The sequence below is a fragment of the Priestia sp. YIM B13551 genome, from assembly GCF_042787905.1.
Lineage (GTDB): Bacteria > Bacillota > Bacilli > Bacillales > Bacillaceae_H > Priestia.
Map to the genome: position 1 here is coordinate 23,788 of NZ_JBHZOX010000016.1, position 26,564 is coordinate 50,351.

General features: G+C 38.0%; 23 protein-coding genes and 4 tRNA genes. 2 read left to right on the forward strand and 25 right to left on the reverse strand.

The window, feature by feature from the left end; all coding sequences use genetic code 11:
• Positions 1-90: 90 nt before the first annotated feature.
• From ACFX4N_RS29270 to mscL, 7 genes are all read right to left on the reverse strand, one after another.
• Entirely contained in the window at positions 91-1,164 is a 1,074-nt protein-coding gene (locus ACFX4N_RS29270; protein ID WP_029325470.1) for an ABC transporter substrate-binding protein, read from the reverse strand.
• A complete protein-coding gene (locus tag ACFX4N_RS29275) occupies positions 1,161-1,967 on the reverse strand; it encodes an ABC transporter permease (protein ID WP_013054988.1) in 807 nt (268 codons plus the stop codon). The genes ACFX4N_RS29270 and ACFX4N_RS29275 overlap by 4 nt, the downstream gene beginning before the upstream one ends.
• A gap of 1 nt (position 1,968) precedes the next feature.
• Positions 1,969-2,769 carry an ABC transporter permease gene (locus ACFX4N_RS29280; protein ID WP_057274106.1) on the reverse strand — a complete coding sequence of 267 codons (801 nt, stop codon included), beginning with the start codon at positions 2,767-2,769 and terminating at the stop codon, positions 1,969-1,971.
• Positions 2,759-3,868, reverse strand: coding sequence for an ABC transporter ATP-binding protein (locus ACFX4N_RS29285; protein WP_057274107.1), 1,110 nt, complete (start codon positions 3,866-3,868; stop codon positions 2,759-2,761). The genes ACFX4N_RS29280 and ACFX4N_RS29285 overlap by 11 nt, the downstream gene beginning before the upstream one ends.
• Positions 3,869-3,888: 20 nt before the next feature.
• Positions 3,889-4,431 carry a helix-turn-helix domain-containing protein gene (locus ACFX4N_RS29290; RefSeq protein ID WP_013054985.1) on the reverse strand — a complete coding sequence of 181 codons (543 nt, stop codon included), beginning with the start codon at positions 4,429-4,431 and terminating at the stop codon, positions 3,889-3,891.
• Positions 4,432-4,627: 196 nt separating this feature from the next.
• Positions 4,628-6,697 carry an LTA synthase family protein gene (locus tag ACFX4N_RS29295; RefSeq protein ID WP_057274108.1) on the reverse strand — a complete coding sequence of 690 codons (2,070 nt, stop codon included), beginning with the start codon at positions 6,695-6,697 and terminating at the stop codon, positions 4,628-4,630.
• A 195-nt stretch (positions 6,698-6,892) separates the two neighbouring features.
• Positions 6,893-7,288 carry a large conductance mechanosensitive channel protein MscL gene (gene mscL, locus ACFX4N_RS29300; RefSeq protein ID WP_057237503.1) on the reverse strand — a complete coding sequence of 132 codons (396 nt, stop codon included), beginning with the start codon at positions 7,286-7,288 and terminating at the stop codon, positions 6,893-6,895.
• 280 nt (positions 7,289-7,568) lie between these two features.
• On the opposite strand from mscL, the gene ACFX4N_RS29305 reads away from it, so the two are divergent.
• A complete protein-coding gene (locus tag ACFX4N_RS29305) occupies positions 7,569-8,105 on the forward strand; it encodes a L,D-transpeptidase (RefSeq protein WP_057274109.1) in 537 nt (178 codons plus the stop codon).
• A 37-nt stretch (positions 8,106-8,142) separates the two neighbouring features.
• On the opposite strand, the gene ACFX4N_RS29310 is transcribed toward ACFX4N_RS29305, so the two are convergent.
• The 13 genes from ACFX4N_RS29310 to sigW all read right to left on the reverse strand — a co-directional run bounded on the left by ACFX4N_RS29310 (position 8,143) and on the right by sigW (position 24,760).
• Positions 8,143-8,628 carry a VOC family protein gene (locus ACFX4N_RS29310; protein WP_013054981.1) on the reverse strand — a complete coding sequence of 162 codons (486 nt, stop codon included), beginning with the start codon at positions 8,626-8,628 and terminating at the stop codon, positions 8,143-8,145.
• Between the two features lie 89 nt (positions 8,629-8,717).
• Positions 8,718-9,860, reverse strand: a complete 1,143-nt coding sequence (locus tag ACFX4N_RS29315; RefSeq protein WP_192101321.1) for a mannitol-1-phosphate 5-dehydrogenase — start codon at positions 9,858-9,860, stop codon at positions 8,718-8,720.
• 5 nt (positions 9,861-9,865) lie between these two features.
• Entirely contained in the window at positions 9,866-11,956 is a 2,091-nt protein-coding gene (locus ACFX4N_RS29320; RefSeq protein ID WP_013054979.1) for a BglG family transcription antiterminator, read from the reverse strand.
• Positions 11,957-12,016: 60 nt separating this feature from the next.
• Positions 12,017-13,909 (reverse strand): PTS mannitol transporter subunit IICBA, encoded by a 1,893-nt coding sequence (locus ACFX4N_RS29325; RefSeq protein ID WP_057274111.1) that lies wholly within the window; start codon positions 13,907-13,909, stop codon positions 12,017-12,019.
• A 160-nt stretch (positions 13,910-14,069) separates the two neighbouring features.
• On the reverse strand, positions 14,070-15,206 hold the full coding sequence (locus tag ACFX4N_RS29330; protein ID WP_377263583.1) for an SH3 domain-containing protein: 1,137 nt from the start codon (positions 15,204-15,206) through the stop codon (positions 14,070-14,072).
• Positions 15,172-15,657: an SH3 domain-containing protein gene (locus ACFX4N_RS29335; protein ID WP_483879976.1), complete on the reverse strand. Its 486-nt coding sequence runs from the start codon at positions 15,655-15,657 to the stop codon at positions 15,172-15,174. Before ACFX4N_RS29335 ends, ACFX4N_RS29330 begins: the two co-directional genes overlap by 35 nt.
• A 144-nt stretch (positions 15,658-15,801) precedes the next feature.
• The gene (locus tag ACFX4N_RS29340; protein WP_013054976.1) at positions 15,802-16,518 is read right to left on the reverse strand and encodes a YebC/PmpR family DNA-binding transcriptional regulator; all 717 of its coding nucleotides are present in this window, start codon (positions 16,516-16,518) and stop codon (positions 15,802-15,804) included.
• Between the two features lie 893 nt (positions 16,519-17,411).
• Positions 17,412-19,214, reverse strand: a complete 1,803-nt coding sequence (glmS, locus tag ACFX4N_RS29345; protein WP_013054974.1) for a glutamine--fructose-6-phosphate transaminase (isomerizing) — start codon at positions 19,212-19,214, stop codon at positions 17,412-17,414.
• 430 nt (positions 19,215-19,644) lie between these two features.
• Positions 19,645-20,991, reverse strand: coding sequence for a phosphoglucosamine mutase (gene glmM, locus ACFX4N_RS29350; protein WP_013054973.1), 1,347 nt, complete (start codon positions 20,989-20,991; stop codon positions 19,645-19,647).
• A gap of 28 nt (positions 20,992-21,019) precedes the next feature.
• A complete protein-coding gene (locus tag ACFX4N_RS29355; RefSeq protein WP_192101319.1) occupies positions 21,020-22,570 on the reverse strand; it encodes a CdaR family protein in 1,551 nt (516 codons plus the stop codon).
• On the reverse strand, positions 22,563-23,384 hold the full coding sequence (cdaA, locus tag ACFX4N_RS29360; protein ID WP_013054971.1) for a diadenylate cyclase CdaA: 822 nt from the start codon (positions 23,382-23,384) through the stop codon (positions 22,563-22,565). Before cdaA ends, ACFX4N_RS29355 begins: the two co-directional genes overlap by 8 nt.
• 192 nt (positions 23,385-23,576) lie before the next feature.
• Complete coding sequence (locus ACFX4N_RS29365; protein WP_013054970.1) at positions 23,577-24,182, reverse strand: anti-sigma factor family protein; 606 nt, start codon at positions 24,180-24,182, stop codon at positions 23,577-23,579.
• Between the two features lie 14 nt (positions 24,183-24,196).
• The gene (sigW, locus tag ACFX4N_RS29370; RefSeq protein ID WP_013054969.1) at positions 24,197-24,760 is read right to left on the reverse strand and encodes an RNA polymerase sigma factor SigW; all 564 of its coding nucleotides are present in this window, start codon (positions 24,758-24,760) and stop codon (positions 24,197-24,199) included.
• Positions 24,761-24,915: 155 nt separating this feature from the next.
• Between sigW and ACFX4N_RS29375 the strand changes: the two genes are divergently transcribed.
• Positions 24,916-25,086, forward strand: coding sequence for an aspartyl-phosphate phosphatase Spo0E family protein (locus ACFX4N_RS29375; protein WP_223260213.1), 171 nt, complete (start codon positions 24,916-24,918; stop codon positions 25,084-25,086).
• Between the two features lie 82 nt (positions 25,087-25,168).
• On the opposite strand, the gene rocF is transcribed toward ACFX4N_RS29375, so the two are convergent.
• From rocF to ACFX4N_RS29400, 5 genes are all read right to left on the reverse strand, one after another.
• Positions 25,169-26,068 (reverse strand): arginase, encoded by a 900-nt coding sequence (gene rocF / locus ACFX4N_RS29380; RefSeq protein ID WP_013054967.1) that lies wholly within the window; start codon positions 26,066-26,068, stop codon positions 25,169-25,171.
• A gap of 163 nt (positions 26,069-26,231) precedes the next feature.
• Positions 26,232-26,307: transfer RNA gene (locus tag ACFX4N_RS29385), tRNA-Ala, on the reverse strand.
• 21 nt (positions 26,308-26,328) lie between these two features.
• Positions 26,329-26,403, reverse strand: a tRNA-Gly gene (locus tag ACFX4N_RS29390).
• 9 nt (positions 26,404-26,412) lie between these two features.
• Positions 26,413-26,485: transfer RNA gene (locus tag ACFX4N_RS29395), tRNA-Lys, on the reverse strand.
• 4 nt (positions 26,486-26,489) lie between these two features.
• Positions 26,490-26,564, reverse strand: a tRNA-Gln gene (locus ACFX4N_RS29400).

Consider the following 26,564-nt stretch of genomic DNA (forward strand, 5'->3'; position numbering starts at 1 on the left):
GTTTGTATTTTATCTTTCCTCTTGCTATCACGCAACTGAATTTACAAAAACAATAAAGAACTTAAGTATGAAGACCTAATTAAGTTCCTTTTATTTACGGTGCATTTTAAATTCTAAAAATAATTCATTGTAATAAGCAAGCATTCGTTTGCCCAAGTTATTATATACTTCAAGCTTTTTTGTTAGTTCTTCCTCTGGATAAAAACGTTCATCTTCCGCTACTTCTTTCGGCAAATAATCTAACGCTTGTTTATTAGGCGTAGAATACCCTACATATTCCGCGTTTTGAGCAGCGTGTTTAGGATCTAACATAAAATTCATGAATTTATGTGCGCCTTCTACGTTTTTAGCCGTTTTGGGAATAACCATGTTATCAAACCATAAATTTGAACCTTCTTCTGGAACAACGTAATTCAGCTTATCGTTTTCACTCATAATTTCAGAAGCATCGCCTGACCAAACAACGCCAATTGCCGCTTCTTCATTTGCTAGGAGCATCTTAATCTCGTCTCCTACAATGGCTTTAACATTTGGTGTTAATGTATCAAGCTTTCTTTTTGCTTCTTGAAGATGGGCTTTATTCGTATCATTTAATGAATAATTTAAGCTGTTTAGCCCCATTCCCATCACTTCTCTAGCGCCATCTGCAAGTAAAATTTGATTTTTCAGCTTAGGATCCCATAAATCATCCCAACTTTTTATCTTCTTACCATGAATCATATCAGAGTTATACACAATACCCACAGTTCCCCAAAAATAAGGAATAGAGTACTTATTACCAGGATCAAAGGATAAGTCTAAAAAACGCGGATTAATGTATTTTAAATTAGGCAGCTTCGAATGATCAATTGGCAATAGTAAATTTTCTTCACGCATCTTGCTAATCGCGTACTCAGAAGGCACAGCAATATCAAATGTCGTACCGCCTTGTTCAATTTTGGTCATCATTGCTTCATTCGAATCAAAAGTCTGATAAATGACTTTAATTCCGGTTTCTTTTTCAAACTGATTCACTAAATCAGGATCAATATAATCTCCCCAATTATAGACAGTCAGCGTATCTCCTCCGGAGTATCCTTCGGCATTGTTCAAATGATGAACCACATACATAAGAACGAAAGAAAGGATGACGATGAAGATAAACGGCTTTGCTAATTGCTTCATTTTCCAGTCGCCACCCCTTTCACTTTATTGCTATATCGCTGACTGATAAAGTAATAACCAATTACAATCAGCACGGTAAACATGAAAATAAGAGTAGAAAGAGCATTGATTTTCAGCGAGACCCCTCTTCTTGCTAACGAGTAAATTTCTACTGAAAGCGTGGAAAAACCGTTCCCGGTCACAAAGAACGTAACCGCAAAGTCATCCAAAGAGTAAGTTAAAGCCATAAAAAAGCCTGCAAAGATACCAGGACGAATAAATGGCAATACCACTTTCGAAAGTACTTCAAAGCGGCTTGCTCCCAAATCACGGGCTGCATCGAGCAGTGTCGGACTCATTTCCTGCAGCTTAGGCAGAACCATGATGACCACAATCGGTACACTGAATGCAATATGCGCTAATAATACCGATATAAATCCGAGCTTTACACCGATAATGGTAAATAGAATTAAAAAAGATGCTCCAATAATAACATCTGGACTCACAATTAACACATTATTAAATGTTAACAGCGTATTTTGAACACGTCTGCGCTTCACGTATACGATAGCAAGTGCCCCTATCACGCCAATAATAGTTGAAATAACCGAAGACAATAGAGCAATAATAAGGGTATTCAAGACAATAATAAGCAAACGTGTGTCTTGAAACACTTCTTTGTACCAATCTAACGTAAACCCTTCAAATTCACGCATGTTCCCTCCGCTGTTAAAAGAGTAATACATTAAATAAAAAATGGGCGCGTATAAAATGAAAAACACAAAAAATAAATAAAGGTGGCTGAACTTCCACTTTCTCTTCATTTTACACACCTCTCTTTCCAGTGCCTGTTATGAGCATCATAACGGCCATCGCAATAATTAAAAAGACGGCTATTGTGGCGCCCATGCCCCAATCCTGCGTCACTAAAAAATGTTGTTCAATCGCTGTTCCCAGTGTAATGACGCGGTTTCCAGCAATTAAACGCGTAATCATAAAGAGTGATAGTGCTGGAATAAAAACAGCCTGACAACCTGATTTAACCCCTTCTAGCGTTAGCGGAAATACCACGCGCTTAAATGTCACCCATGAAGATGCCCCCAAGTCTCGCGAAGCGTAGATAAGCGAGGGATTAAGTTCTTCTAAAGAGTTAAAGATCGGCAAAATCATAAAGGGGATAAAAATATACACCGATACAAATACAAAACTAAAGTCAGTAAATAAAATTTGATGAGTACCAAGTCCCAGAAATCCAGTAAACTTATTAACCGTACCATACGTGCCAAATATACCTAAAAAAGCATAAGCTTTTAATAATAGGTTAATCCACGTCGGTAAAATAATCAGTAGAAGCCAAAGCTGCTTGTGCTTAAGCTTCGTTAGTAAATAAGCTGTAGGATAAGAAAAAACCAATGAAAATAACGTAATTAAAAAAGCATACCAAAATGAACTCAGTGTCATCTGTAAATAAACTGGGGTAAAAAATTTCTTATAGTTTTCAAGCGTCAGCTCATTATCGATGCTGAAAAAAGAATAATAGACAACTAATACAATGGGAGCAACTACAAAAAGCAAAATCCATAACACGTAAGGGACTAAGTAAATATTTCTTGATTTAGTTTGCATCGTAATCCTCTTCATAACCTTCGAGTCGCTTATCGAATTCTTCTTCCGTTTCATTAAATCGCATAACATGAATAGCTTCAGGTTCAAAATATAAACCAATTTCTTCGCCAACCGTTGCCTTTTTCGTAGAGTGAACGAGCCACTCATTCCCTGCATGGTCATAGCCTAAAATTTCATAATGGACTCCTCTGAACAGCTGTGAATCTACACGAACCTGCAGCTTTCCTTGATCGGAGCTTGTAATGGCTAAATCTTCAGGACGAATCACAATTTCAACCTGCTCATTTTGGTTTAATCCTTGATCAACACATTCAAATTGCTGGCCGCCAAACTCCACTAAAAAGTCAGCAATCATTTTACCTGGTACAATATTTGATTCACCAATAAAATCGGCAACAAAACGATTAATTGGCTCATCATAAATATCTGTAGGTTCCCCGCTCTGCTGAATTCTTCCTTTATTCAAAACAAAGATTTCATCGGACATCGCAAGCGCTTCTTCTTGATCGTGCGTAACAAAAATGAACGTAATACCTAGACGACGCTGTAATTCTCTTAACTCGTATTGCATTTCCGTACGCAATTTTAGATCAAGAGCTGAAAGCGGCTCGTCCAGCAAAATGACTTCGGGCTGATTTACAATTGCTCGTGCAATTGCTACGCGCTGTCTTTGGCCGCCCGACATTTCCTTTATTTCTCTGTTTTCATATCCTTCTAAGTTAACAAAACGAAGGGCTTCTTTAACTTTTATTGTAATATCAGCATTTTTTATCTTCTTGATTCGAAGACCAAATGCTACATTTTCAAATACATTCAAATGGGGGAAAAGCGCGTAGTCTTGAAAAACCGTATTAACCTGACGTTTGTTAGCCGGAACATCATTAATTCTTTTCCCATTAAAATAAATCGTTCCGCTTGAGGCTTCCGTAAAGCCTGCAATTAATCGTAAAATCGTTGTCTTTCCACATCCCGATGGACCTAAGAGGGTATAAAATTTCCCTTTTTCAATTTCAAAGCTTACATGATCCAATACAACTGAATCATTATCATATTGCTTGGTCACATTTTCAAATTGAATAATTGTATTCGTAGATGTCATTTCACTTCACCTCTTTTGTTCTATAAATAAGACTCTGTCGCCACGATAATTAACTCTGTTATTCCGTCATGAGCATTTAAAATCTGATGTTCTTCAGAAGCTTGAAAATAGATGGTTTCTCCTTGTTTGGCTTCATATATTCTGCCTCCAAGCTTCACCTTCACACACCCGCGCAAAATGTAGCCAAACGTTTCTGAAAGGGAAGGCTCAAATCTCTTAAATGCACCTTTTTCATGAAGAATAAGACGAATTGGCTCCATTTCTTTTTCATTTGATTCATGCACAAGCCACTGAATATGGTAACCTTTTTCATCTTCGCAATAACTCGTGTAGTCTTCCTCTCTGTATACAACCTTTTGAACATGCGTATCAATTTCGAAGAATTCTTTCGGTTCGCATCCTAGCACTTCCAAAATACTAAAAAATGTTTCTAAAGACGGCGAACTTAAATCGCGCTCTAGCTGCGAAATATAGCCTTTGCTTAAATCAGTACGTTCTCCTAGCTCTTCTTGTGTTAAACCTTTTTTTAATCGTAAATTTTTAATTTTCTTTCCTATTTCCATACTCTCGATCCTCAACTGTATTTAAAATTAGCAAACAGCATGAATGATTGTTCATGCTGTTCCAAACTCAAGTTTTGTTTTACTTAACTTAAAGTTTACTTTTAACCTTAAAATATTATACATGAATTATTTTTTAGTACAACCTTAAACACTTAAAAAATAAAAAACTCCTTTTATTTAAAAGGAGTTTTTATTTTTATTTATACAACTTATGCGTTTCGTACTGTTTCCCGGATAATGTATCAAACTCAACTTCATGGTAATCTTGAAGGTCTTTTGCAGCTTTTTTAGATAGCGCTGCCGGATCATCCACTAGCTTTCCTTTTGAATCTATATACATATTTGAACGAAAAGCCGGCACTTCTGTTTTCATTTGATTCAACTGATCGTAGAACAGATTACTTTTGTAACCAAGAGATTGAGCAAGCGTCGGAGCAATATAAATAGGACTCATCGTACCGAGATTTTTATCTATTTTCGTATCGTAATTAGATAAAAATAAGAGCGGCGTCTCATAAAATTTTTGAGATGTTTGCTGCGTTTTCTCGTTTCCAAAACCCGTTTCTTTGTAAGCTTGAAGGTTTTGTCCAAGTGCTGGCAAATGATCTCCCCAAAATACTACAATGGTCGGCTCGTCCAGCTTTTGAATTTCATCGTTCAATCGTTTTAAAGCAGCATCTGAACGTTTAATTCCTTCAGCATAAATTTCAATTTCCTTTTGCATTTCCGGTGATAACCCTTTACCGGTTACTTTAATGGTTTCCTGACCGTTATACTTATCCGCTGAATAAGGAAGATGATTTGCAATCGTTACAGCATGCACAAATGCAGGCTTTTTCGACTGACGAAGCGTATCGAGTACTTCATCAACTACCGCTTCATCGGAAACAAATTCTTTGTTATCTTTTTGCGTATGCTTCATTTGATCAATAAACTTCACTTGATCAAATCCCAAATTTGGATACACATTTTGCCTCATATAAAGCATACCGCTGTTTGGATGCATAGCTGTTGTAGCATAGCCTTGTTTTTCTAAATAAGAAACAAAAGACGGATATTCTTTTTTACTCAATACATGCTGATAAGGAAGGCCTCCAGGGTTAAAGAAAGACAAAGAGTAGCTCGTCAGCGCTTCAAATTCCACATTAGCTGTCTCCCCGCCAAATGAAGGACTTAAAGACCACCCAGAAGGATATTTCTTTTGAAGTTCTCTTGTATTTTTCATTGGATCTTCAGAGAACGTCACGCTAAGCTTTGTTGGGTCCCAAAACGTTTCGTTCATCACAAACACGACGTTTGGTTTGACTTCAGCATTGCTTTCTTGTGTTTTCTCTTCCTTTGACTGAATCCGCTTTGCCACTTTGGCCATTACTTCTTGTGAGTAGTCATCCGGCTCTTGCAGCACATCTGTTTTAACATTTGAAATCATGCCAATAACAGGTCCATTATAGTAATAATTATTTTGCTGATTCCAAGGCATCAGCGCAGCATATTGATCATAATATTTTTGAGCAAACGAGTGTTCAAAGAATAAAAATGATTTCATTAAAAAGATGAGCGGCAGAATCATAATAATTCGAAGAAACCATCGAATTTTAATTTTCGGCAAGAAAAACCAAAGAGCGATCAGTACGACAATGGATCCAATAACTCCTATTACAATAGGAATTGAAATCGAATCTTTAATCATCGGAATAACTTCTTTTAACTGACTCGCCTGAATAAAATCGTTCGGGAACAATGGTTCATTTCGAAAGATTTTTTTATAATAGTTTACAAGAGCTAAAATAAAATACAGAACAAAGGTAATCCCAGCCCCTAAATAAGCTTCTCCTACTAGCATAATGATCGCTAGTGTTAACAGCGAAAGTAAAAATACCGTAAAAAGATAGCGTTCGGGATATGCTTGCATCCACTCTATTGTTTTGCCTGGATTATGTATATCAATATGATATATAACAAAAACCATAGCAGAAACGGCTGCTACCGCAATTGAAAACACAATTGCCGTAAAAATGGCATACCACTGCGAACCTTGTATTCTCTCTATCTGATTAAATCGAAGTAGCAAATAGAAAGTGAGCGCCCATAAGACAAGTGAGCATCCCCCTATTAATACTACGAACCCAGCTGTATGGATTTGGGCCCAGTCAAACAACATTTTTGTGTCATTTGATACATTAAACATAACAACACTGTATAAAAAAACGCTAAGCAGGCCATACGCTGCCAGCATTGGCAAAGAACGATACAAATGTTTAAACATAACCTTAAGCCTCCTATTTACAATATCTTAACACTTTTAATATGATTTTAACATTCCTATCTCTCTCGCTTTCACGCCTAATTTTCCCATGATTATACCACTAACATTTCCCGAGAAATTCCACACGAAAAAAGCCCGCTTTTCTTATGAAAAGACGGGCCTCTTAGCCGTTTTATACATATGTAAAAATTGTTGTTATGAACGCTCTTTCACTGCTTCTGCTTTTAGCAGATCACGAATTTCTGTTAAAATCTCTTCTTCTTTTGACAGAACAGCCACTTCCTCCTCTACTTTCTCTTCTTCTTTTCTCTTAAAACGATTAAAGAAACGAACAAATAAGAAAATCGAGAATGCGACAATTAAGAAATCAACAATTGTTTGAATAAAAGATCCATATAATACCGTAGCTTTTCCAACCGTGAAGGATAAATCTTTAAAGTCTATCCCTGCTAACAACAAACCAATCAGCGGCATAATAATATCATTTACAAGAGACGTTACAATTTTTCCAAATGCCGCTCCAATAATAACACCGACAGCTAAATCCAATACATTTCCACGCAAAGCAAACTCTTTAAATTCTTTAAGCATCTGTTTCTTCCACCTCCTGCCCTTCATTTCAAACTTTCATGATAATACATCCTAAATTAAACATACAAGGTGCATTTTCACTTTTCTCTTTTTTATGAGATATATACCAGACCTTTAGTTGTATTTCTGCCCAGATTTTTACTTTATATTCGCTTATAAATAAAATGCACTTTCAGTTTTCATTCAGGAAAGGTTCATATTCAGTCCATTTTCCTTTTATACACTAATAGCATGTAATTCATCAAATATGTAAACGAACAATAGAGGAGATGGCTAGAACGTGAGAAAAATTATACTGCGAGCAGCTGCTTTATGCCTCGCAGCTATTATCAGCATTTCTTATACAGCAAGTGCGGCGAATGCAAGTGAAAACGCAACAAGTGGAGATTTAATTATTATTAATAAAAAAACAAATCAGCTTGCTTATTTTCATAATGGAAAGTTAGAAAAGACGTATTCAGTAGCTACGGGAAAAACATGGAGCGATACGCCGGTAGGCTTTTTCAAGATTGTTAACAAAATTAAAAATCGCCCTTACTATACAGGGCATATTGCAGGAGGCGCTCCTAATAATCCTCTTGGCTCTCGCTGGCTAGGGCTTAATGCAAACGGCACAACCGGCGACACATACGCTATTCACGGCAATAACTCAGAAGATAGCATCGGCAAATATGTAAGCCACGGCTGCGTACGAATGCATAATGCGGATATCAAAGAATTATTTGATAAAGTGGCAGTAGGAACATCTGTAACTATTACCTATTCATCAAAAACCTTCGAAGAGCTGGCAAAGGTATACGGCTACGGGCAGCCATGAAAGAATAAAAGCTTATCCAAGAAATCTGGATAAGCTTTTATTCTTCTCTATTCCCATACATGAGCTCCGTACTGTGTGAATATAGCTCAATAATATTCCCAAACGGATCTTCGCAATAAATTAAGTAATAAGGTTTTTCAGGTCTTGTATTCCATACTTGGCTGCGTTTTTTACCGCCTGATTGTTCAATTTTATCCGCTAATTTTTCCACGTCATCGGCTATTAAACACATGTGAAAATAACTTTGATACTGCTCATCGCTGTCTTTTAATACAAGCGGCATTTGCGGCTTATTAAATTCAAACAGTTCAATGCCTACCTGGTTGTCAGCTGTCATGTGAGCATTTTTCATTTTTTTGATATGAGACCCCAGTAAATCTTGAGTCATATTTTCAGCTTGTTCTTCCTCCGCATTAAACGTATAGGGACCAGCAATCAGCTTAAAACCTAAAACTTTTTCATACCACTGCACGGCTTCTTCTACATCAGGCACAGCTAACCCAACGTGTGTAATAGCTACCATTTTATCATCCTCCTATACACAAACATTCCCTTTCTGCTAAAAGAAAAACAGCCCATTTAAAATGGACTGTTTACACGCACTAAATTCATTCACGACTTTAAAGCATTATATTGAGCAATGATTTCTTTTGTTAAATCATCACTTGCCTCTAACCCACTAACCTCTTTTAACACGTACTCAATACCATACTCATGAATATTCGCTTGAAGCTTCATAGCCTCTTTATCTTCTTGCGGGTCAAATAAAAGCGCAGCGGCGATAGCCTTTGCCAAGTAGGTGTAAGAAAGGCCCGCTTTTTTTGCTTCTAGCGCTGGACGAATCAAGCGATCCTGAGGTCCAAGCTTGCGAATTGGCGCTCTTCCTACCCTTTTAACTGAATCATTTAAATGAGGATTTTTAAAGCGTTCAATGATTTTAGTAATATAGGCTTCGTGTTCCTCTCTATCTAAGTCATATCTTTTAATTAGATAGTTTCCTGTTTCTTGTAGCGTTTGCTGTACTTGTTCGTAAATATCTGAATCTCTTAACGTTTGATCAATCGTTTCTTTTCCTTTTAAATAACCAAAATATGCAATTACCGCGTGTCCCGTATTCACTGTAAATAACTTTCTTTCAATAAAAGGAGCAAGGTCAGGCACAATCGTCATTCCTTCTACAAAAGGGATATCTTCAGGTGCCTCTACTACCCATTCATAATAGGATTCTACTAAAACATCAAGCGAACCTTGGTTATGCTGAATAGGCACGATACGATCTACAGCTGAATTAAAGAAAAAGACCTTATTTATCATATGAGCTTTTGTCTCTTCATCCAGCGCGTCAAAAATATAGCCTTTTAATAAATCTGTCGCAGAGATTTGATTTTCACATGCAATCACATATACATTTTCGCCGCTTGTTTTTACACGTTCAGCCAAACCTTTAGCAATTAAAGGAGCAATTCGCGGCAGAACGTTCGGTCCGATGGCCGTCGTAATGTACGTTGCTTCTTTAATCGCTTTAATGACGGCTTGTTCTTGTGTCAGATTATTTAAACCAGATACGTTTTGAACAGCTAATGTCTCCGCGTGCTCTGCAGCTGTCACTACGTTATACCCTTTATCTGCGTTTAACTGATTAATAACCTTTTCAGCAATATCTACGAATGTGACGTGATAGTTGCTTTGAGAAAACAATGCCCCAATGAATCCTCGACCAATATTGCCTGCTCCAAAATGAACTGCTTGCTTCACAAAAATCATTCCTTTATCAAATTATTTCGAAGGTACTCATGAAACGTATCCTCTAGCTTTTTGCGAATTATCTCTTCGTTCGAAGACGAAAAAATCATCATTGCTTCATGGTCTTCAATTAAACTGGTACTAATTAAACTTAAGATTTCTTGCTGTGCTTCACTTAACTCTTCAGGTGCGAGCATTAATAGAAGGTTACGCGCCTGCATGTTTGTTCCGTCCATACCTTTAACTGTGCAAGGCTGTTCTAAATGTGAAACTTGAAAAATCAGCTCTTTCACGTGATGTTCACGGCAATGGAACAGTGCCATACTCGTTTGAGGAATGCCTAAACCGCCTTTGTTTTCTCGTTCCTTAAGCTGATGAATAACGCAGCTGGCATTGGTTATTAAACGTTCTTTTTCAGCGGCGCGTACTACGTGCGAAATCACTTGATCGTGACTCACTGCATCCGAAAATCGATACATTCTAAGGTTTTGAAGAATTGATTCGATACTTCCATGCACATCTTTAATTTGTTTCATCGTTTCCTCAAAAGACGGCTTTTCTGTAGAAACGGTCTTATTTTTATATTGGAACGAACGATAGTCCTTATCCTTGGTTAACTTTTGAATGTTTTTCTGTAAAAAATTCTGGACGGATTGAATATCCTCTTCGGTTAAGAGTGGATTGACTAAAATGTAATCGACATTTAAAAAAGGCAGTCTTACTGTTGAGATCACTACGTCATACCCTTCAAGCGCGGCTTCTTTGATTTCTTTTACCGATTTAATGACAACTGAATTAATCTCCGGAATCTCTTTACGAATACGGCTAGCTAACATTTTCGAGGTGCCAATTCCAGTTGGACATACAATCAGTGCCTGAATTTCCATGACTTCTTCTTTTAGCACTAGCGTTGAACCAAAATGCAAAACAAGATATGCCACTTCATCATCTGGAAAAACTAAATCCGGCAGCTCTTGATCGATACTGTTTCTCACAGCCATAAATAAAACAGGATACTTTTTCTTAATCTCTTCTGTTAATGGATTAAAAAGCTCCATTTTTTGCTTAAGGCGAAAAATTGCCGGTTCCATATGAGCAAGTAACCCTTGATAAAGGGAAAAATCACCGGTTAAGTCGGTGTTAAGCTGAACAGAAACATGAGCAATCATATTCTTAATAATCTGCCCAACCACTACGCTGTCGTAATATACGTCTCTAGTAGTTTGGAATTTTGCTGCACGTAGCCGCACTGCTAAGAAATGAATATCTTTTTCTGTAAAAGAAAGAGAAAATACCCTTTCAATTTCGCGGCAAATATCCTTCATTAAGAACATTTCACTTACCAGCTCTTCCGTTTGGCCGCCGTCGTCTTCTAGATACATTTGCTTTTTCGTTCGCTGTATCATAATGCAAATATGAACAATGAGCCCTATATAATCGCTGTCAGCCAGCTTAGAATGATGCTGATTAATCGCTTGATGTACAATTCGGTCTACTTCTGCCAAATAATCCGGATAAAAATAATGCAAAATTGTTTCATCCGTATGCTGCTGATCTTCTGCTAAAAACAAGCACTCAATTAACTCTTCATTAAAGTGAACAAGAAAATAATTAGCTAATGCTTTCCGTTTATTGGCTTCAGTAGCTTGAACCTCTACTCCCACCCCTCTTTTTCGATGAAGGAGAACGTCAAATGTGGTTAACCACTCTGTTAATTCATCTAAATAAGCAGTTAGTGTAGTGATACTTACTTCTAAGTCTTTAGCCAGCGTTTGTAATTTAAATGAATCTCCTTCTTCTAGAAGAAGAATTAAAAGAATTAATTTTCTTTCCTGTGGAGACTGATCCGTCGTTTTAATCTTCATCAGCTCTTGGATAAGACGAAAAATTTGTTCATTTTTACCTTCAATCATTAGGCCTTCATCTTGTGTACGAATCAGCTCCAAATCAAATTTTTTAAGTATTGATTCAATTGCCTTCAAATCTCGGTGAACGGTTCTTACACTTACATTCAAAAAAGTAGCAAGTGTAAGTGCTGTATGCTTTCCTGCCGTTTTAATAATTAACTCAATGATTGATTTTTCTCTTGAAGTAATAAACAAGAACATCAACTCTTTTCTTATTTATAAACAAAGGACAAAAAGGCATCTCCATGCCTTTCTATCCCGTTAGTTACTTTGAATAATAGCCATTAATTCTTTAGCTGATTTGGCATGAACCATCTTTTCAATATTGTCCATATCAGAACATGTAATCGCGATACCAGATAAAATTTCTAAATGGGTGCCGTCTTTTCCGGCAATTCCAAAAATCAAACGAACTTTCTCACCATCAAAATCAACGCCTTCTGGCACTTGAATCACTGTAAAACCGGATCTTAAAACGTTCTTTTTCGCTTCTTCTGTACCGTGCGGAATCGCTACGTCATTTCCCATATAAGTAGAAGTCATATTGTCGCGATCAATCATCGCTTCAACGTAGTTTTCTTCTACATATCCGCCTTTTACTAACACGCTTCCTGCAAATCGAATTGCTTCTTCCTTAGAAGAAAAGTGCTGATTCAAGAAAACGTTTTCTTCTTTTAATAAACCATCATTACTATCTGTATTATTTTCTGCAGATACTCTCTTTTCTTCTTCCACTTTAGAAGTAGTATGATCATTTTTTAGTTGATCAATTAGTTTGTCATATTCCGGACTAGATAGAAAATTATCAACCGAGATATGATACGCATCTGGAACTTTGTTTTGAGCTCTTGGCGTTAGCTCTTCCTGTGTAATAACGATTTGAGCATCACTTGGAATATTACTGATCGCTGTATTCGTTACCGAAATATTTAAATCTGCTTGTTTAACTTTCTTGCGAAGAAGAGAGGCACCCATCGCACTCGATCCCATACCTGCGTCACAGGCAAAAACAATTTTCTGAACGCTTGCTGGTACTTCGCCTTGCTGTTTTGTAAAGCTTCCTGCTACAGAACTCTTCTTGCCCTTCATCTCTTGCATTTTGCGAGCTGCTTCATCTAAATCTTCGGACTGCTTACCTGTTTTTAAAATGAGTGCTCCTACAATAAACGATACGACGGCTGCAACGAGAACACCTGAGATATTTGCAACATAGCTGCCTGCATTACCTGGTGTAGCAGCCAAAATAGCTAAGATACTTCCTGGTGAAGCAACCGCTTGTAAGCCTCCGCCTAAAAGAACAAATGTAAATACGCCGCTCATTCCTCCTAAAATAGCCGCAATGATTAGAAGCGGACGCATTAAAACGTAAGGGAAGTAAATTTCGTGAATTCCGCCAATAAAATGAATGATGGCCGCTCCCGGCGCTGACTGTTTTGCTGTTCCTTTTCCAAAGAAGCAATACGCTAACAGAATTCCTAACCCCGGACCAGGGTTTGTTTCTAATAACAATAGAATGGACTGTCCATTTGTTCGAATTTGTTCTGCTCCGATCGGAGATAAGATACCGTGATTAATAGCATTGTTTAAGAATAAAATTTTAGCTGGTTCAATTAGAATACTTGTAAGTGGAAGAAGGCCATGTGCAACCATCCAATCTACACCCACTACAAGCGCACCTGTAAATCCGTCCACTGCTGGACTAACTCCTAAAAAGGCTAGAATTGCTAGAATTCCTCCAAGAATACCTGCTGAGAAATTATTAATTAACATCTCGAATCCTGTTTTGACTTTACCTTCAATAAACTGATCAAACTTCTTGATGATATAACCGCCAAGCGGTCCCATAATCATAGCGCCTAGAAACATCGGAATATCAGATCCAACGATGACGCCCATGGTCGCGATAGCACCTACAACGCCTCCGCGCTGATCGTGTACAAGCTTTCCTCCTGTATAGCCAATTAGCAGCGGAAGCAAATACTTGACCATTGGATCCACTAGTTTGGCAAGGCTTTCATTTGGAAAAAAGCCTGTTGGAATAAATAAAGCAGTAATAAGTCCCCATGCAATAAATGCTCCGATATTTGGCATAACCATTGAACTTAGAAAGTTCCCAAACTTTTGTACAGCTACTTTTATATTAGATTGAGCCATTTGCTCTCTTCCTTTCTCTACGTGATGATACTTTAATCGTAAGAGATTAAACGCTTTCATTCAATGAATAGGAAAACTAACTTTGTCGTACCACAGACAGACAAAGCTTTTAATTACATAAAAAAGCAGCTGAACTGTAAAAGTTCAGCTGCTTTCTAACTTAATATTTATCTAATTCACTTACAGGAGATTGAATAATAACCGGATTTTTCTCTGGATTTAACCATTTTAAAATAGAGACAACTTGTTCTTTAGAAGTAGCCGTACATCCTGCGGTATAATTTGTTCCTACATGGAAGAAGATTGCACTTCCATTTCCTGGAGTTCTAGATTCATTATAATTAATGACAAACCCATAATCGTAAGCCGGGATGTCCATGTTCTCAGCGCTCGTCCAGCGGCCATTAGCCGGCTTTTGCTGCCACGTATTATATAGAGAACTTTTTGAATCGTCTACCCACACATCATTTGCTGTAATCTTTCGATATGGAAGCTTAGTTCCAGGATTTTCATAGCGTCCGAATGCTGTGCCAATTGTATATTTCCCTGTCGGAGATTCCATATCTCCTTCTTTTTTCGATAAAGCGAATCCTTTTTGCCCAAGTACACCGTTCGCAGTTAAAACTTGCTTCCATTTCCCATCAACTTTTTCAAACGTTTGAATTTTAGCAGACTTCGTATCGTAGTTATCTGCTGTAACCAAGATGACTTGCTGAGCGTTACCTAACGTTTTAAAAGAATCGACTACGAGCTTTGGAGACGCTGTAGCTGAAGCCTGTACATAGTCACTGCTTACATAGCCTGTGCGGCCGTTGTAATTAATTTTGTACCAGCTTCCGCTTTTGCTCACCACAGACAGCTTCTGGCCTTTTGTCACACTTCCTATAGACGCATAGCTAGTGCCTGCTCCGCTTCTTACATTCAGCGTGCTTGCCGTTACTGTGTACGTTGTGCTTTCTGCTGGCGGCGTTGTTGTTCCTGATGCTTGTACATAATCGCTGCTTACGTAGCCCGTGCGACCGTTATAGTTAATTTTGTACCAGCTTCCGCTTTTACTCACCACAGACAGCTTCTGGCCTTTTGTCACACTTCCTATGGATGCATAGTTAGTACCCGCTCCGCTTCTTACGTTCAGCGTGCTTGCCGTTACTGTGTACGTTGTGCTTTCTGCTGGCGGCGTTGTTGTTCCTGATGCTTGTACATAATCGCTGCTTACGTAGCCCGTGCGACCGTTATAGTTAATTTTGTACCAGCTTCCGCTTTTACTCACCACAGACAGCTTCTGGCCTTTTGTCACACTTCCTANTTTTACTCACCACAGACAGCTTCTGGCCTTTTGTCACACTTCCTATGGATGCATAGTTAGTACCCGCTCCGCTTCTTACATTCAGCGTGCTTGCCGTTACTGTGTACGTTGTGCTTTCTGCCGGCGGCGTTGTTCCTGATGCTTGTACATAATCACTGCTTACGTAGCCTGTGCGGCCGCTGTAATTAATTTTGTACCAGCTTCCGCTTTTACTCACCACAGATAGCATTTGATCTTTCACTACGCTGCCGATAATCCCGTAATTCGTTCCCGCTCCGCTTCTCACATTTAGCTTGCTTGCCGTTACTTTATATGTAACTGTCGCTGCATATGCCTTTCCTTGATTTCCCCCAATTGAGCCAAAGCCAGGCGTTACAGCCGTTGCAAGTGTAGCCGTTAACGCCATCCCCACCATTAATTTTTTCAACTGCTTTCCCTCCATTTATCTCTTATAAAATTCTACTATTTTCTATTCTTAATTCATTATCTTACCATATTCCAAACGAAGGGAAAGGGTCAATAGATGCTTTTCACACGGCCTATAAAAAAAAGACAGACCTCTTTGATAGGTCTGCCTCTTTCACTATTATCCTAAATCAACGTTGTGATATACTTGCTGCACGTCTTCTAAGTCCTCTAATGCATCAATCATTTTTTCAAACTGAGCTTGTGCATCTTCAGGAAGAGTGACATCATTTTGAGCAAGCATCGTTTGCTCAGCTACTGTAAATTCCGTAATACCAGCATCGTTGAACGCTTTTTGTACCGCATGGAATTGATCCGGATCAGCATAAACAATTACAGAATCTTCTTCTTCTAAAATGTCACGCACGTCTACATCTGCTTCCATTAACAGTTCTAGCGTCTCTTCTTCATCCTTACCTTCTACACCAATAACAGCTGTTGGATCAAACATGTACGCTACTGATCCGCTTACTCCCATATTACCGCCGTTTTTACCAAAAGCAGCACGCACGTCTGAAGCTGTTCTGTTTACGTTATTCGTAAGAGCATCTACGATAACCATTGAGCCATTTGGTCCAAAACCTTCGTAACGAAGATTATCGTAATTTTCTTCTGATCCGCCTTTTGCTTTTTCAATCGCACGATCAATAATTGCTTTTGGCACATTGTATGTTTTCGCGCGTTCTAATACAACTTTTAACGCTTGGTTTGATTCTGGATCTGGCTCGCCTTGTTTCGCAGCCACATAAATTTCACGGCCAAACTTGGCATATATACGACTTGTATTAGCATCTTTTGACGCTTTCTTTTCTTTAATATTGTTCCACTTACGGCCCATATTGTTTCACTCTCTTTCAAAATTGAATCTAATAAAATAAATAGGCAATGATATATCCGTTTTTATTATACATCAATTCCCTCTTATCTTTCGAGTTTAATACTTAAAAAAGAAAAGCAATCTTTTGGTATATTTCGTTAACTAAATAAATGAGAAAACCATTTGAGAACAGGCTGAATGATTTTGATATACACTTTTTTAAGGGGGTTATATATACATGTCATCCAAAACCAGCGTAAAGGGTAATAGATTATATGAATTCCGATCCACTTAAATCCCTTCCAGAAACAGAAAAAGATACGCTGACAGAATGAAAGCACAGGAAGAACAATTTCATTGTAAAAAGGCAGCACAAGGTATTTCCAAAAAAGATAACAAGGGTAACAAACTAAATACAATATAGGATATACGGCATACCTCCATATAAATCTAGTTATAGGCAAAAAACATCGTTTCCAAACAAAGAGAATACAAGGATATATTATCTCATTCCATAGCCAAGAAATAGGGTAGACGAACAGAAAACGTATGATGTATATCCAAATGAAATAAAAGATAGGTTGAATGATTCTTTTTCCTATCCACATGAGGGGCTGAGCGATGAAATATATCCATATTTTACAAAAGACTTGAAATACAAAATAAAAGGGAAAATACAAGACAAAAAAGATGCCTCGCAACACGTACTTTATACTTTGAGCCAATCCACTAATGCTTTCCACATCCTTTTTAATAGCTGAGGTTCGTTCCTTTACCTATTTCATTATATAAAATAAATGGAGCAAGCAAATATATTTTTTAGCTCAATGAGACTTATGATAAAAAAAGTGTTTGTTCTCTTTCTCGGATATACAAAAACACCCTTCTATAGTAGAAGGGTGTCTAGAACCTTATTATTCTACAGTAACTGATTTTGCTAAGTTACGTGGTTTATCTACATCACAATCGCGGTGCAGTGCAGCGTAGTAAGAGATTAATTGTAAAGGAATAACCGCTGCTAATGGTGAAAGTGTTTCATGAACTTTCGGAATCACGTAGCGATCTTCTTCTGTTTCTAATCCTTTCATTGAAATGATACAAGGATTAGCTCCACGTGCTACTACTTCTTTTACGTTACCACGGATGCTTAAGTTTACATGCTCTTGTGTTGCTAATGCAATAATTGGCGTATTGTTTTCAATTAAAGCGATTGTTCCGTGCTTAAGCTCTCCTCCAGCAAATCCTTCTGCTTGGATGTAAGAGATTTCTTTTAGTTTTAACGCACCTTCTAAACCTACATAATAATCGACAGAACGTCCAATAAAGAATGCGTTGCGAGTTGTTGCTAAGAATTGAAGAGCAATGCTTTCCATTTCTTCTTTGTCGTCGCAAAGTACTTCCATTGTGTTTGCTACGATTGCTAACTCTTGAACTAAATCAAATTCTAATTCAATGCCGCGTGTTTTTGCTGTTACAGCCGCTAGAATTGATAGCACTGCTAATTGAGCTGTGTAAGCTTTTGTTGATGCTACAGCAATTTCCGGACCTGCATGAAGTAATAACGTATAATCAGATTCACGAGATAATGTTGATCCCGGGACGTTTGTGATTGTTAACGCTTTGTAACCTAGTTCTTTAATTTGAACTAATACTGCACGGCTGTCAGCTGTTTCTCCACTTTGAGAGATAAAGATAAACAATGGCTTTTCAGATAAAAGCGGCATGTTATAAGAGAATTCACTTGCTACGTGCACTTCTACTGGAACCTTCGCCCACGTTTCAATGAATTGTTTACCTACTAGGCCTGCATGATAGCTTGTTCCACATGCTACGATATAGATGCGGTCTGCTTCATCCATTGCTCCTAAAATGTCTGCATCAATGTGCAGTTCATTGTTCTCATTTTGATACTCTTGAATGATTTTACGAACAACTAAAGGCTGCTCATCAATTTCTTTTAACATATAGTGAGGGTACGTACCTTTTTCAATATCACTTGCATCAAGCTCTGCTGTATAAGGTGCTCTTTCTACCACTTCACCATCAAGCGTTTTAATTGTTACGCCTTCTTTTGTAACAATTACTGTTTCTTTATCCATTAATTCTACGTATTGATCTGTTACTTGAAGCATTGCCATAGCATCGCTCGCTACAACGTTAAATCCTTCGCCAACACCTACAAGAAGCGGGCTTTTGTTTTTAGCTACGTAGATTGTATTTTTATCTTTGTTATCAACAAGAGCTAGTGCATAAGAACCGTGAAGCAAGCTCACTGTCTTACGGAACGCTTCTTCTACATCTAAGCCTTCTGCTGCGATTTTTTCAATTAACTGAACGATTACTTCTGTATCCGTTTCGCTTTTGAACGTTACATCTTGTAAATATTCACGTTTCAAAATAGCATAGTTTTCAATTACACCGTTATGCACAAGTGTGAAGCGTCCAGATGTACTTTGATGCGGGTGAGCATTTTCTTGGCTTGGTACACCATGAGTTGCCCAACGCGTATGACCGATACCTGCTGGTGCTACAACACTGTTATCTACTGCCTGACGCAATTCTGCAATACGGCCTTTTTCTTTGAATACGTGTACGCCTTCATTGTTAACAACTGCAATACCCGCTGAGTCATAGCCACGATATTCTAACTTTTCAAGACCACGTAATAAAATTTCTTTCGAATCTTCTGTTCCAATATATCCTACAATTCCGCACATAGATAAAATCCTCCTTCATGTATGAAAAGAGAGTCTCTTTTCATCATCAATGATTATCATCTCAATGCTTTTGTCCAATAAGTCACCTCATTGATTTTCACATCAAGTTTTCGGCCGTGATAATCAACAACCGGGAGGCATCCGCCGATACTTCGATAAACCTCCTCCTCGTCAACTAAGTCGTTTCCGTCCCTTTACTTAGTTCAGGCGCTTTGTATTCACTTTTAAAATAGATTGTTCACTCCTTTACATAAATTAAGAGACGAACAGATTTAATATTACAATAAGAAGTGAGAAAACGTCAATTATCTTCTTTATTGTCTGCAAAAACAGCCTTTGGCATCAGATAATTTCCAAGAATTTTTCTCAACAATATAAAAATATGCATAAACGGCTTGAAACGTCACCGCTTATGCATATAATTAATGAATTACTCTAAGCCCATTTCTTCTTTTACTACTTCTACGATACGCGTTACATAAGTTTCACATTCTTCTTGTGTTTGTGCTTCAACCATCACACGCACTAACGGCTCTGTTCCTGAAGGGCGTACAAGTACTCGGCCATTACCGTTCATTTCTTTTTCCACTTCTTCAATAACCACTTTTACCTTCTCGTTATCTGTAACATGATGCTTATCTGTTACTTTTACATTTACAAGAAGCTGAGGATATTTCTTCATTTCAGCTGCTAATTCTGATAAAGGCTTTTTCGTTGCTTGCATAATGTTTACAAGCTGAATAGCTGAAAGCATACCGTCACCTGTTGTGTTGTAATCTAAGAAAATAATATGACCTGACTGTTCTCCACCTAGGTTATATTGATTAGCTTTCATTTCTTCCACTACATAACGGTCGCCCACACCAGTTTGTGCACTTTCAATCCCGCTAGCTTCTAGTGCTTTATAGAAGCCTAAGTTACTCATAACGGTAGAAACAAGCGTGTTTTTCTTTAAACGTCCTTGTTCATACAAGTATTTTGCACAAATGAACATGATTTGATCACCGTCTACAATCTCGCCTTTTTCATCGATTGCGATTAAACGATCTCCGTCTCCATCAAATGCTAACCCAACATCTGCTCCTTTTTCTTTTAAGAAGGCACTTAATGCTTCCGGATGTGTAGATCCTACACCGTCATTGATGTTTAATCCGTTTGGAGATGCCCCCATTGTAGAGATATCTGCATCTAGATCTGCAAATAAATGTGCTGCTAAAGATGACGTTGCCCCGTGCGCACAGTCTAATGCCACATGAATACCTGAGAAGTCTTCATCAACCGTTTGTTTTAAGTATTGAAGATATTTTTGTCCACCTTCGAAGTAGTCATTTACCTGACCTAAGTCTCCCCCAACAGGTCTTGGTAATTGATCTGTGTCACTATCCATTAACGCTTCAATTTCATTCTCTTGGGCATCTGAAAGTTTAAATCCATCTGGACCAAAGAATTTAATTCCGTTATCTTGAACTGGGTTATGCGAAGCAGAGATCATGACTCCTGCTTGTGCGCCAAGTGCTTTTGTTAAATACGCTACCCCTGGAGTTGAAATAACGCCTAGTCGCATAACTTCTGCTCCAATTGAAAGCAATCCTGCAACAAGCGCTCCTTCTAACATATGACCAGAAACGCGTGTATCGCGTCCGATTAATACTTTTGGTCGCTCTGAATCTTTTGTTAGAACGTAACCACCTAAGCGTCCAATTTTAAAAGCAAGCTCAGGAGTTAATTCACTATTGGCAACTCCTCGTACTCCGTCTGTTCCAAAATACTTACCCATTAATTTTCTCTCCTTCATGTCAAAACATTTAGTTTCCTGATGTATTATCTGTCTGTCCATCTACGGGTGTAGAATTTTCATCACTTTGATTACTACTGTCGTCACCAGTTTCTGTACTATCTGTTGGTGTATCTGTATTGTCTTCAGGTGTATCAGTCTCTTCGCTTGGTTTATCAGCTGAATCACCTGAATTTTCCGTCCCAGGATTTGTTCCTGATCCAGTTCCCGTGTCTGGCTTTGTTTCTTTATCGCTCGTACTTCCACTTGTTTCTTTATCTGTTTGCTCATCATTTGTCCCTGATTGTTTTTTCGCTGTTACACGAACTTTTGCCTGTTTAGTCGATAGAGTTGATGTAACGGAGTCGGGACTATTTATTATAATAGGAACCGTGTGCTCCCCGGCAGATAAATTCCCTACATTCGCTGACAAGCTAATGCCGCTTTTCGTCAACTTATCTAAATCAGATTTTGGTCCTTTTACATCCGCATCTACTGAAGTAGGAGAAAGCAGTTCATACGTGTACTTTGAGGATTGACCAGTTAAAGAAACCGGTAAATTCTTAAATGACTTAGTCTCAGCTGCACTTGCGTCCGTTTCTTCTGCGTCTTTCTCATCACCTTGTTTGTCTACTTCCACATGAACGGTAATTTGTTTAGGACTTACACTATCTATTCCGTCTGGAACAGGGACGTTCACCTTAATATCTTTAGATTTCGTAATACCGGTAACATCGACTGGAATATTATCAATTTTATCGATTTTTTCTAAAGAATCAGATGGACCGATAATTTTCACTGTATCTGTTTTAGGCTCTAGCTTCGTAATGTTGACACCGTCGCCTGGCGTGCCTTCTTGAATCACATCGATCGGCACTTTTTTACTAATATTTCTCACTGGGATTGTTACATTGACCGTTTCTGGTTGAACTGTTACATTCAATTTATTTAAATTCTTGTCTAGTGCGACAACAGTTGCTTGTTTCGTCACTGTTTTTGAAGCATTATCTAAATCAATAATAGCTTTCACATAAGCAACTTGATCTAATTGACTTGATGCGCCCGTTACCGTGACGGCTCTTGGACTAACGGTTGCTTCCCCTGCTTCATATCCATTCTTGACCTTGTTTTTATCATAGCTTGCCTCTACTGAAAACTGTTTTGAATCGCGTTCTTCAATTGTTACGTTTACAATATCAGGCTTAACCACTACGTTTAAATTATCAGAGATATTTCGATACTGAACCTTGACTCTATGCTGCCCTAAGCTTAAATTATCAAGGTCAATATAAGCTTGATAATCTTTTTGTAACTTTGTTTGAGCCAAAATATTTTTAGGACCTTCCAGTGTCATAATAACCGTATCCGGAACACCTCTTACAATTCTGTTCTTCTCATTATAGGATACTTGAACTGGAACATCTGTTAATGTTTCTACTCCAGTGTTGGCAGAACTGCTTCGGTTCAGAATCTTATTTGATGAACTGGCACCATCATCTAAATTAACAGATAAATATAACATGAAGGCTAACAGCAACGCGATAATTTTCATAACCCACGATCGATTCATCAATTTATCCATTCTTCTTCAACCTCCATTGCCAACGAGTGGAAGAAGTTGCTTTAGAAGTTGTGACTAATTCTTTTTCTAGCATTTCTCTCAATGTATCAATTGTCAATTCACGATACAATTCACCATTTTTGGTAACGGAAATGCCTCCAGTTTCTTCAGATACAATAACAGTCACACTATCTGTTACTTCACTTATTCCTACAGCAGCACGATGGCGAGTACCTAATTCTTTTGAAATAAAAGGACTTTCAGATAAAGGTAAGTAACATGCTGCAGCGGCTACTTGATCCCGCTGTAAAATAACCGCTCCATCATGAAGTGGTGTATTTGGTATAAATAAGTTGATTAATAATTCAGAAGAAATATTCGAGTTGAGCGGTATACCTGTTTCAATATAATCACCCATACCCGTCTCTCTTTCGATTGAGATCAATGCACCTATGCGTCTTTTAGCCATATAATGCGTTGCTTTTATAATCGCCTCAATCGTAACGGTACGCTCATCTTCTTCAGGCAAATTACTGCGTGAAAACAAACGTCCTCTCCCAAGCTGTTCAAGCGCTCGGCGCAGCTCTGGCTGGAAGATAATAATGATAGCTAAAAACCCATACGTTAACGCTTGGTCCATTAACCATTGCAGCGTATTTAGTCCAAGGAAGTTACTTATAAAGCGAACAACTAAAATCACCGTGATTCCTTTTAAAAGCTGTACTGCTTTTGTACCTCTTATGACCATAATTAATTTATATATGACGAACCATACCAGGAGAACATCAACAATTTTTCCTAAATATGAGAGGATTGGCAGGTCTCCAATAGGCATCTTCTCACTTCCTCTATATATGTAATAAAGATAACATAACCGTTTTATTATACCATAAAACAAAATTACACTGTAAATTACATCTTATTTTTAAATCCTTGTTCCTATATAATGTAGCCTTCTTTTTATATAAATAAAACCGTCCACTGTTCCTCTCTAACAAGATAAGCGGACGATTTTATGTTTCAACTATTAAAAGTCAACAGCTTGTTTGGCATGAGTTTTGACGTTATACCATACCCAGTCAAAAATCTTGTCTAACTCTTCAATATTGCCTGTCACTTCTCCTGCAGAAGCTAGATACTTATCACCATGTATAACAGTAACGTTTCCATCTACTTTTCCTTCAATTTTAATATCGCCATTTCTCACAGTAATATCACCTTTGACGGTCTCACCTTTTGGTACAACGACTGTTTTATCGTGAATGACCAAGTTCGACTGCTTTGAAACAGAAAAGTCTTCATCCGTTTCCCAAGCTGAAAACACGGTGCCTGACATTAACAGCACAAATACAGCAGCTGCACTAAGAATCGGGTGGTTTGTAAACCATCTATTCATTCGAATTCGATTCTTCTCACGTGGTAACCCAGCCATGACACCTGCTGTAAAGTTCATAGGTAATTCTATATGAGAAGTGCTTTGCACAAATGCAATGGTTCTTTTTAACTGATGCATATGCTGCTGACAATCTTTGCATTGATGCAAATGCTCTTTTAATAACAGTTCATTTTCTTTTGTAATATCTCCATCTAAATGCTCATGAATGAGATTTACATACATTTTTGGACATTTCATTCTTAGTTCACTCCTTACAAGTGGCGAAGTCGATTTCTTAAAGCTTCACGTCCTCTATGAATTCTAGTCTTTACCGTACCAAGAGGCAGGTCTAAAATATCGCTGATTTCTTTTAACGACAGCTCATCTATATATTTTAGGACAATGACAGTTCGATATTTCTCAGGTAGCTTTAATATTTCCGACTGAATGAATTCTTGCAATTCTACTTGCTCTAGTTCTTCCTCTGGTAAGGCCTGATCGGCAGCTATTTGAGAGTACATATTTAACCCGTCGGTCCCGGCTACTTCTGCATCTAAATAATAGTCTGGCTTTTTTTTACGAATTCGATCAATACAAAGATTTGTAGCAATTCGATATAACCAGGTGGAAAACTTTTTACTCGTGTCATAGCTATGAATATTTACATAGGCTCGAATAAACGCTTCTTGGGCAGCGTCTTGCGCTTCTTCCCGGTTTCCTAACATTCGATAACATAGATGAAAAAGTTTATCCTTGTGATATTCTACTATGTCAGCAAACGCATCCTGGTCACCTTTTTTTACTTTTTTTATTTTTCTTTTTAATAATAAATCCATGTAACGGTTACCTCCGCCCATTGCGGGATAGTATATATACGTGTACTTTATCATAAAGTTTCACTTATGCTTAATTATTTTAACAAAAATTTGTCAAATACGTTTAAAAAGATCGTACGTAGGTTATGTAATTAGTATAGATGAAAAGAAGAGGAGTGGAAAGCTTGACTCATACAAAAGAGAACCTTTTGAATCAAATTGAAGAATGTAGAAATAACATGGTCACTCTTGCAGCAGAAAACCCTTTATCATCACTAACAGTAGTGAGAGTAAGTTCAGAGCTAGATGGTTTATTAAATGAATATGAAAAGTTTTTCTCTATATAAAGAAGCTCTCGAATCCGAACTAAGAGCTTCTTTTTTTTATCTTCATATATATTTCATGTACCTTTTGGTAGGTACTAATGTTTTATACTAATTTCTCTCCTAAAAGTGAGCCCATTAATGCAACAGCTACGGTAGCTGTTTTATTCCGTTCATCTAAAATAGGATTCACTTCCACAAACTCAGCAGAAGTGATTAGCTGAGATTCTGCTAACATCTCCATAGCTAAATGACTTTCTCTGTAGCTTATTCCACCGATAACTGGCGTTCCTACTCCAGGTGCATCATGTGGATCCAATCCATCTAAATCGAGTGATAGATGAACGCCATCTGTTTTATCACGCAAATATAAAATTGTTTCTTCCATTACTTTTGTCATACCCATTCGATCTATCTCATGCATCGTATACACTTTAATCCCTTTTTCCTTTATTAACTCTTTTTCTCCTTCATCTAAAGAACGTGCTCCGATAATCACAATATTTTCCGGCTTGACTTTAGGTGTATAACCACCAATTCGAGTCAATGCGTCGTCTCCTATACCTATACTTGCCGCCAATGGCATACCGTGAATATTTCCTGAAGGAGACGTATCTGCTGTATTCAAATCTCCGTGTGCATCATACCAAATCACGCCCAAGTTTTTATAATGACGACTTACTCCTGCTAGTGTTCCGATAGCGATGCTGTGATCTCCCCCCAGTACTAAAGGAAACCTTTTATTTGTAATAACATCACTTACGGTCTGAGCAAGCCTCTCGCTAGCATCTGCTACAGCTTTTAAATTCTTTAAGTTTGTATTTTCATCACTATGTACTCGTTCAGCTAAGGCAATTTCAATATTCCCTTTATCTTCTACACTATATCCAATATTCTCGATGCGTTCAATAACACCTGCATATCGTATCGCACTTGGCCCCATATCGACCCCTCGACGAGTTTGACCTAAATCCATTGGTACTCCAATAATTGAAAGCTTATTCATAATATGTCCCCCCATCACAAATGTTGCTACTCTCCTATTGTAACGGCTAAATGAGCGATGGCTCAACTCGACACTTTTTTGAATATATATACAATTCTAATTTGTAGAAACTACATAAAAAAACCTTTAAGCAATTTGCTTAAAGGTTGTATGTTTATATGTATGGTGGAGCCTAGCGGGATCGAACCGCTGACCTCCTGCGTGCAAGGCAGGCGCTCTCCCAGCTGAGCTAAGGCCCCAATATCTTTTTTATATAGAAATGGAGCGGAAGACGAGGTTCGAACTCGCGACCCCCACCTTGGCAAGGTGGTGTTCTACCACTGAACTACTTCCGCTTATTAAAATGAGCCATGAAGGACTCGAACCTTCGACCCTCTGATTAAAAGTCAGATGCTCTACCAACTGAGCTAATGGCTCTCTATGGCTGGGCTAGCTGGATTCGAACCAACGCATGACGGAATCAAAATCCGTTGCCTTACCGCTTGGCGATAGCCCA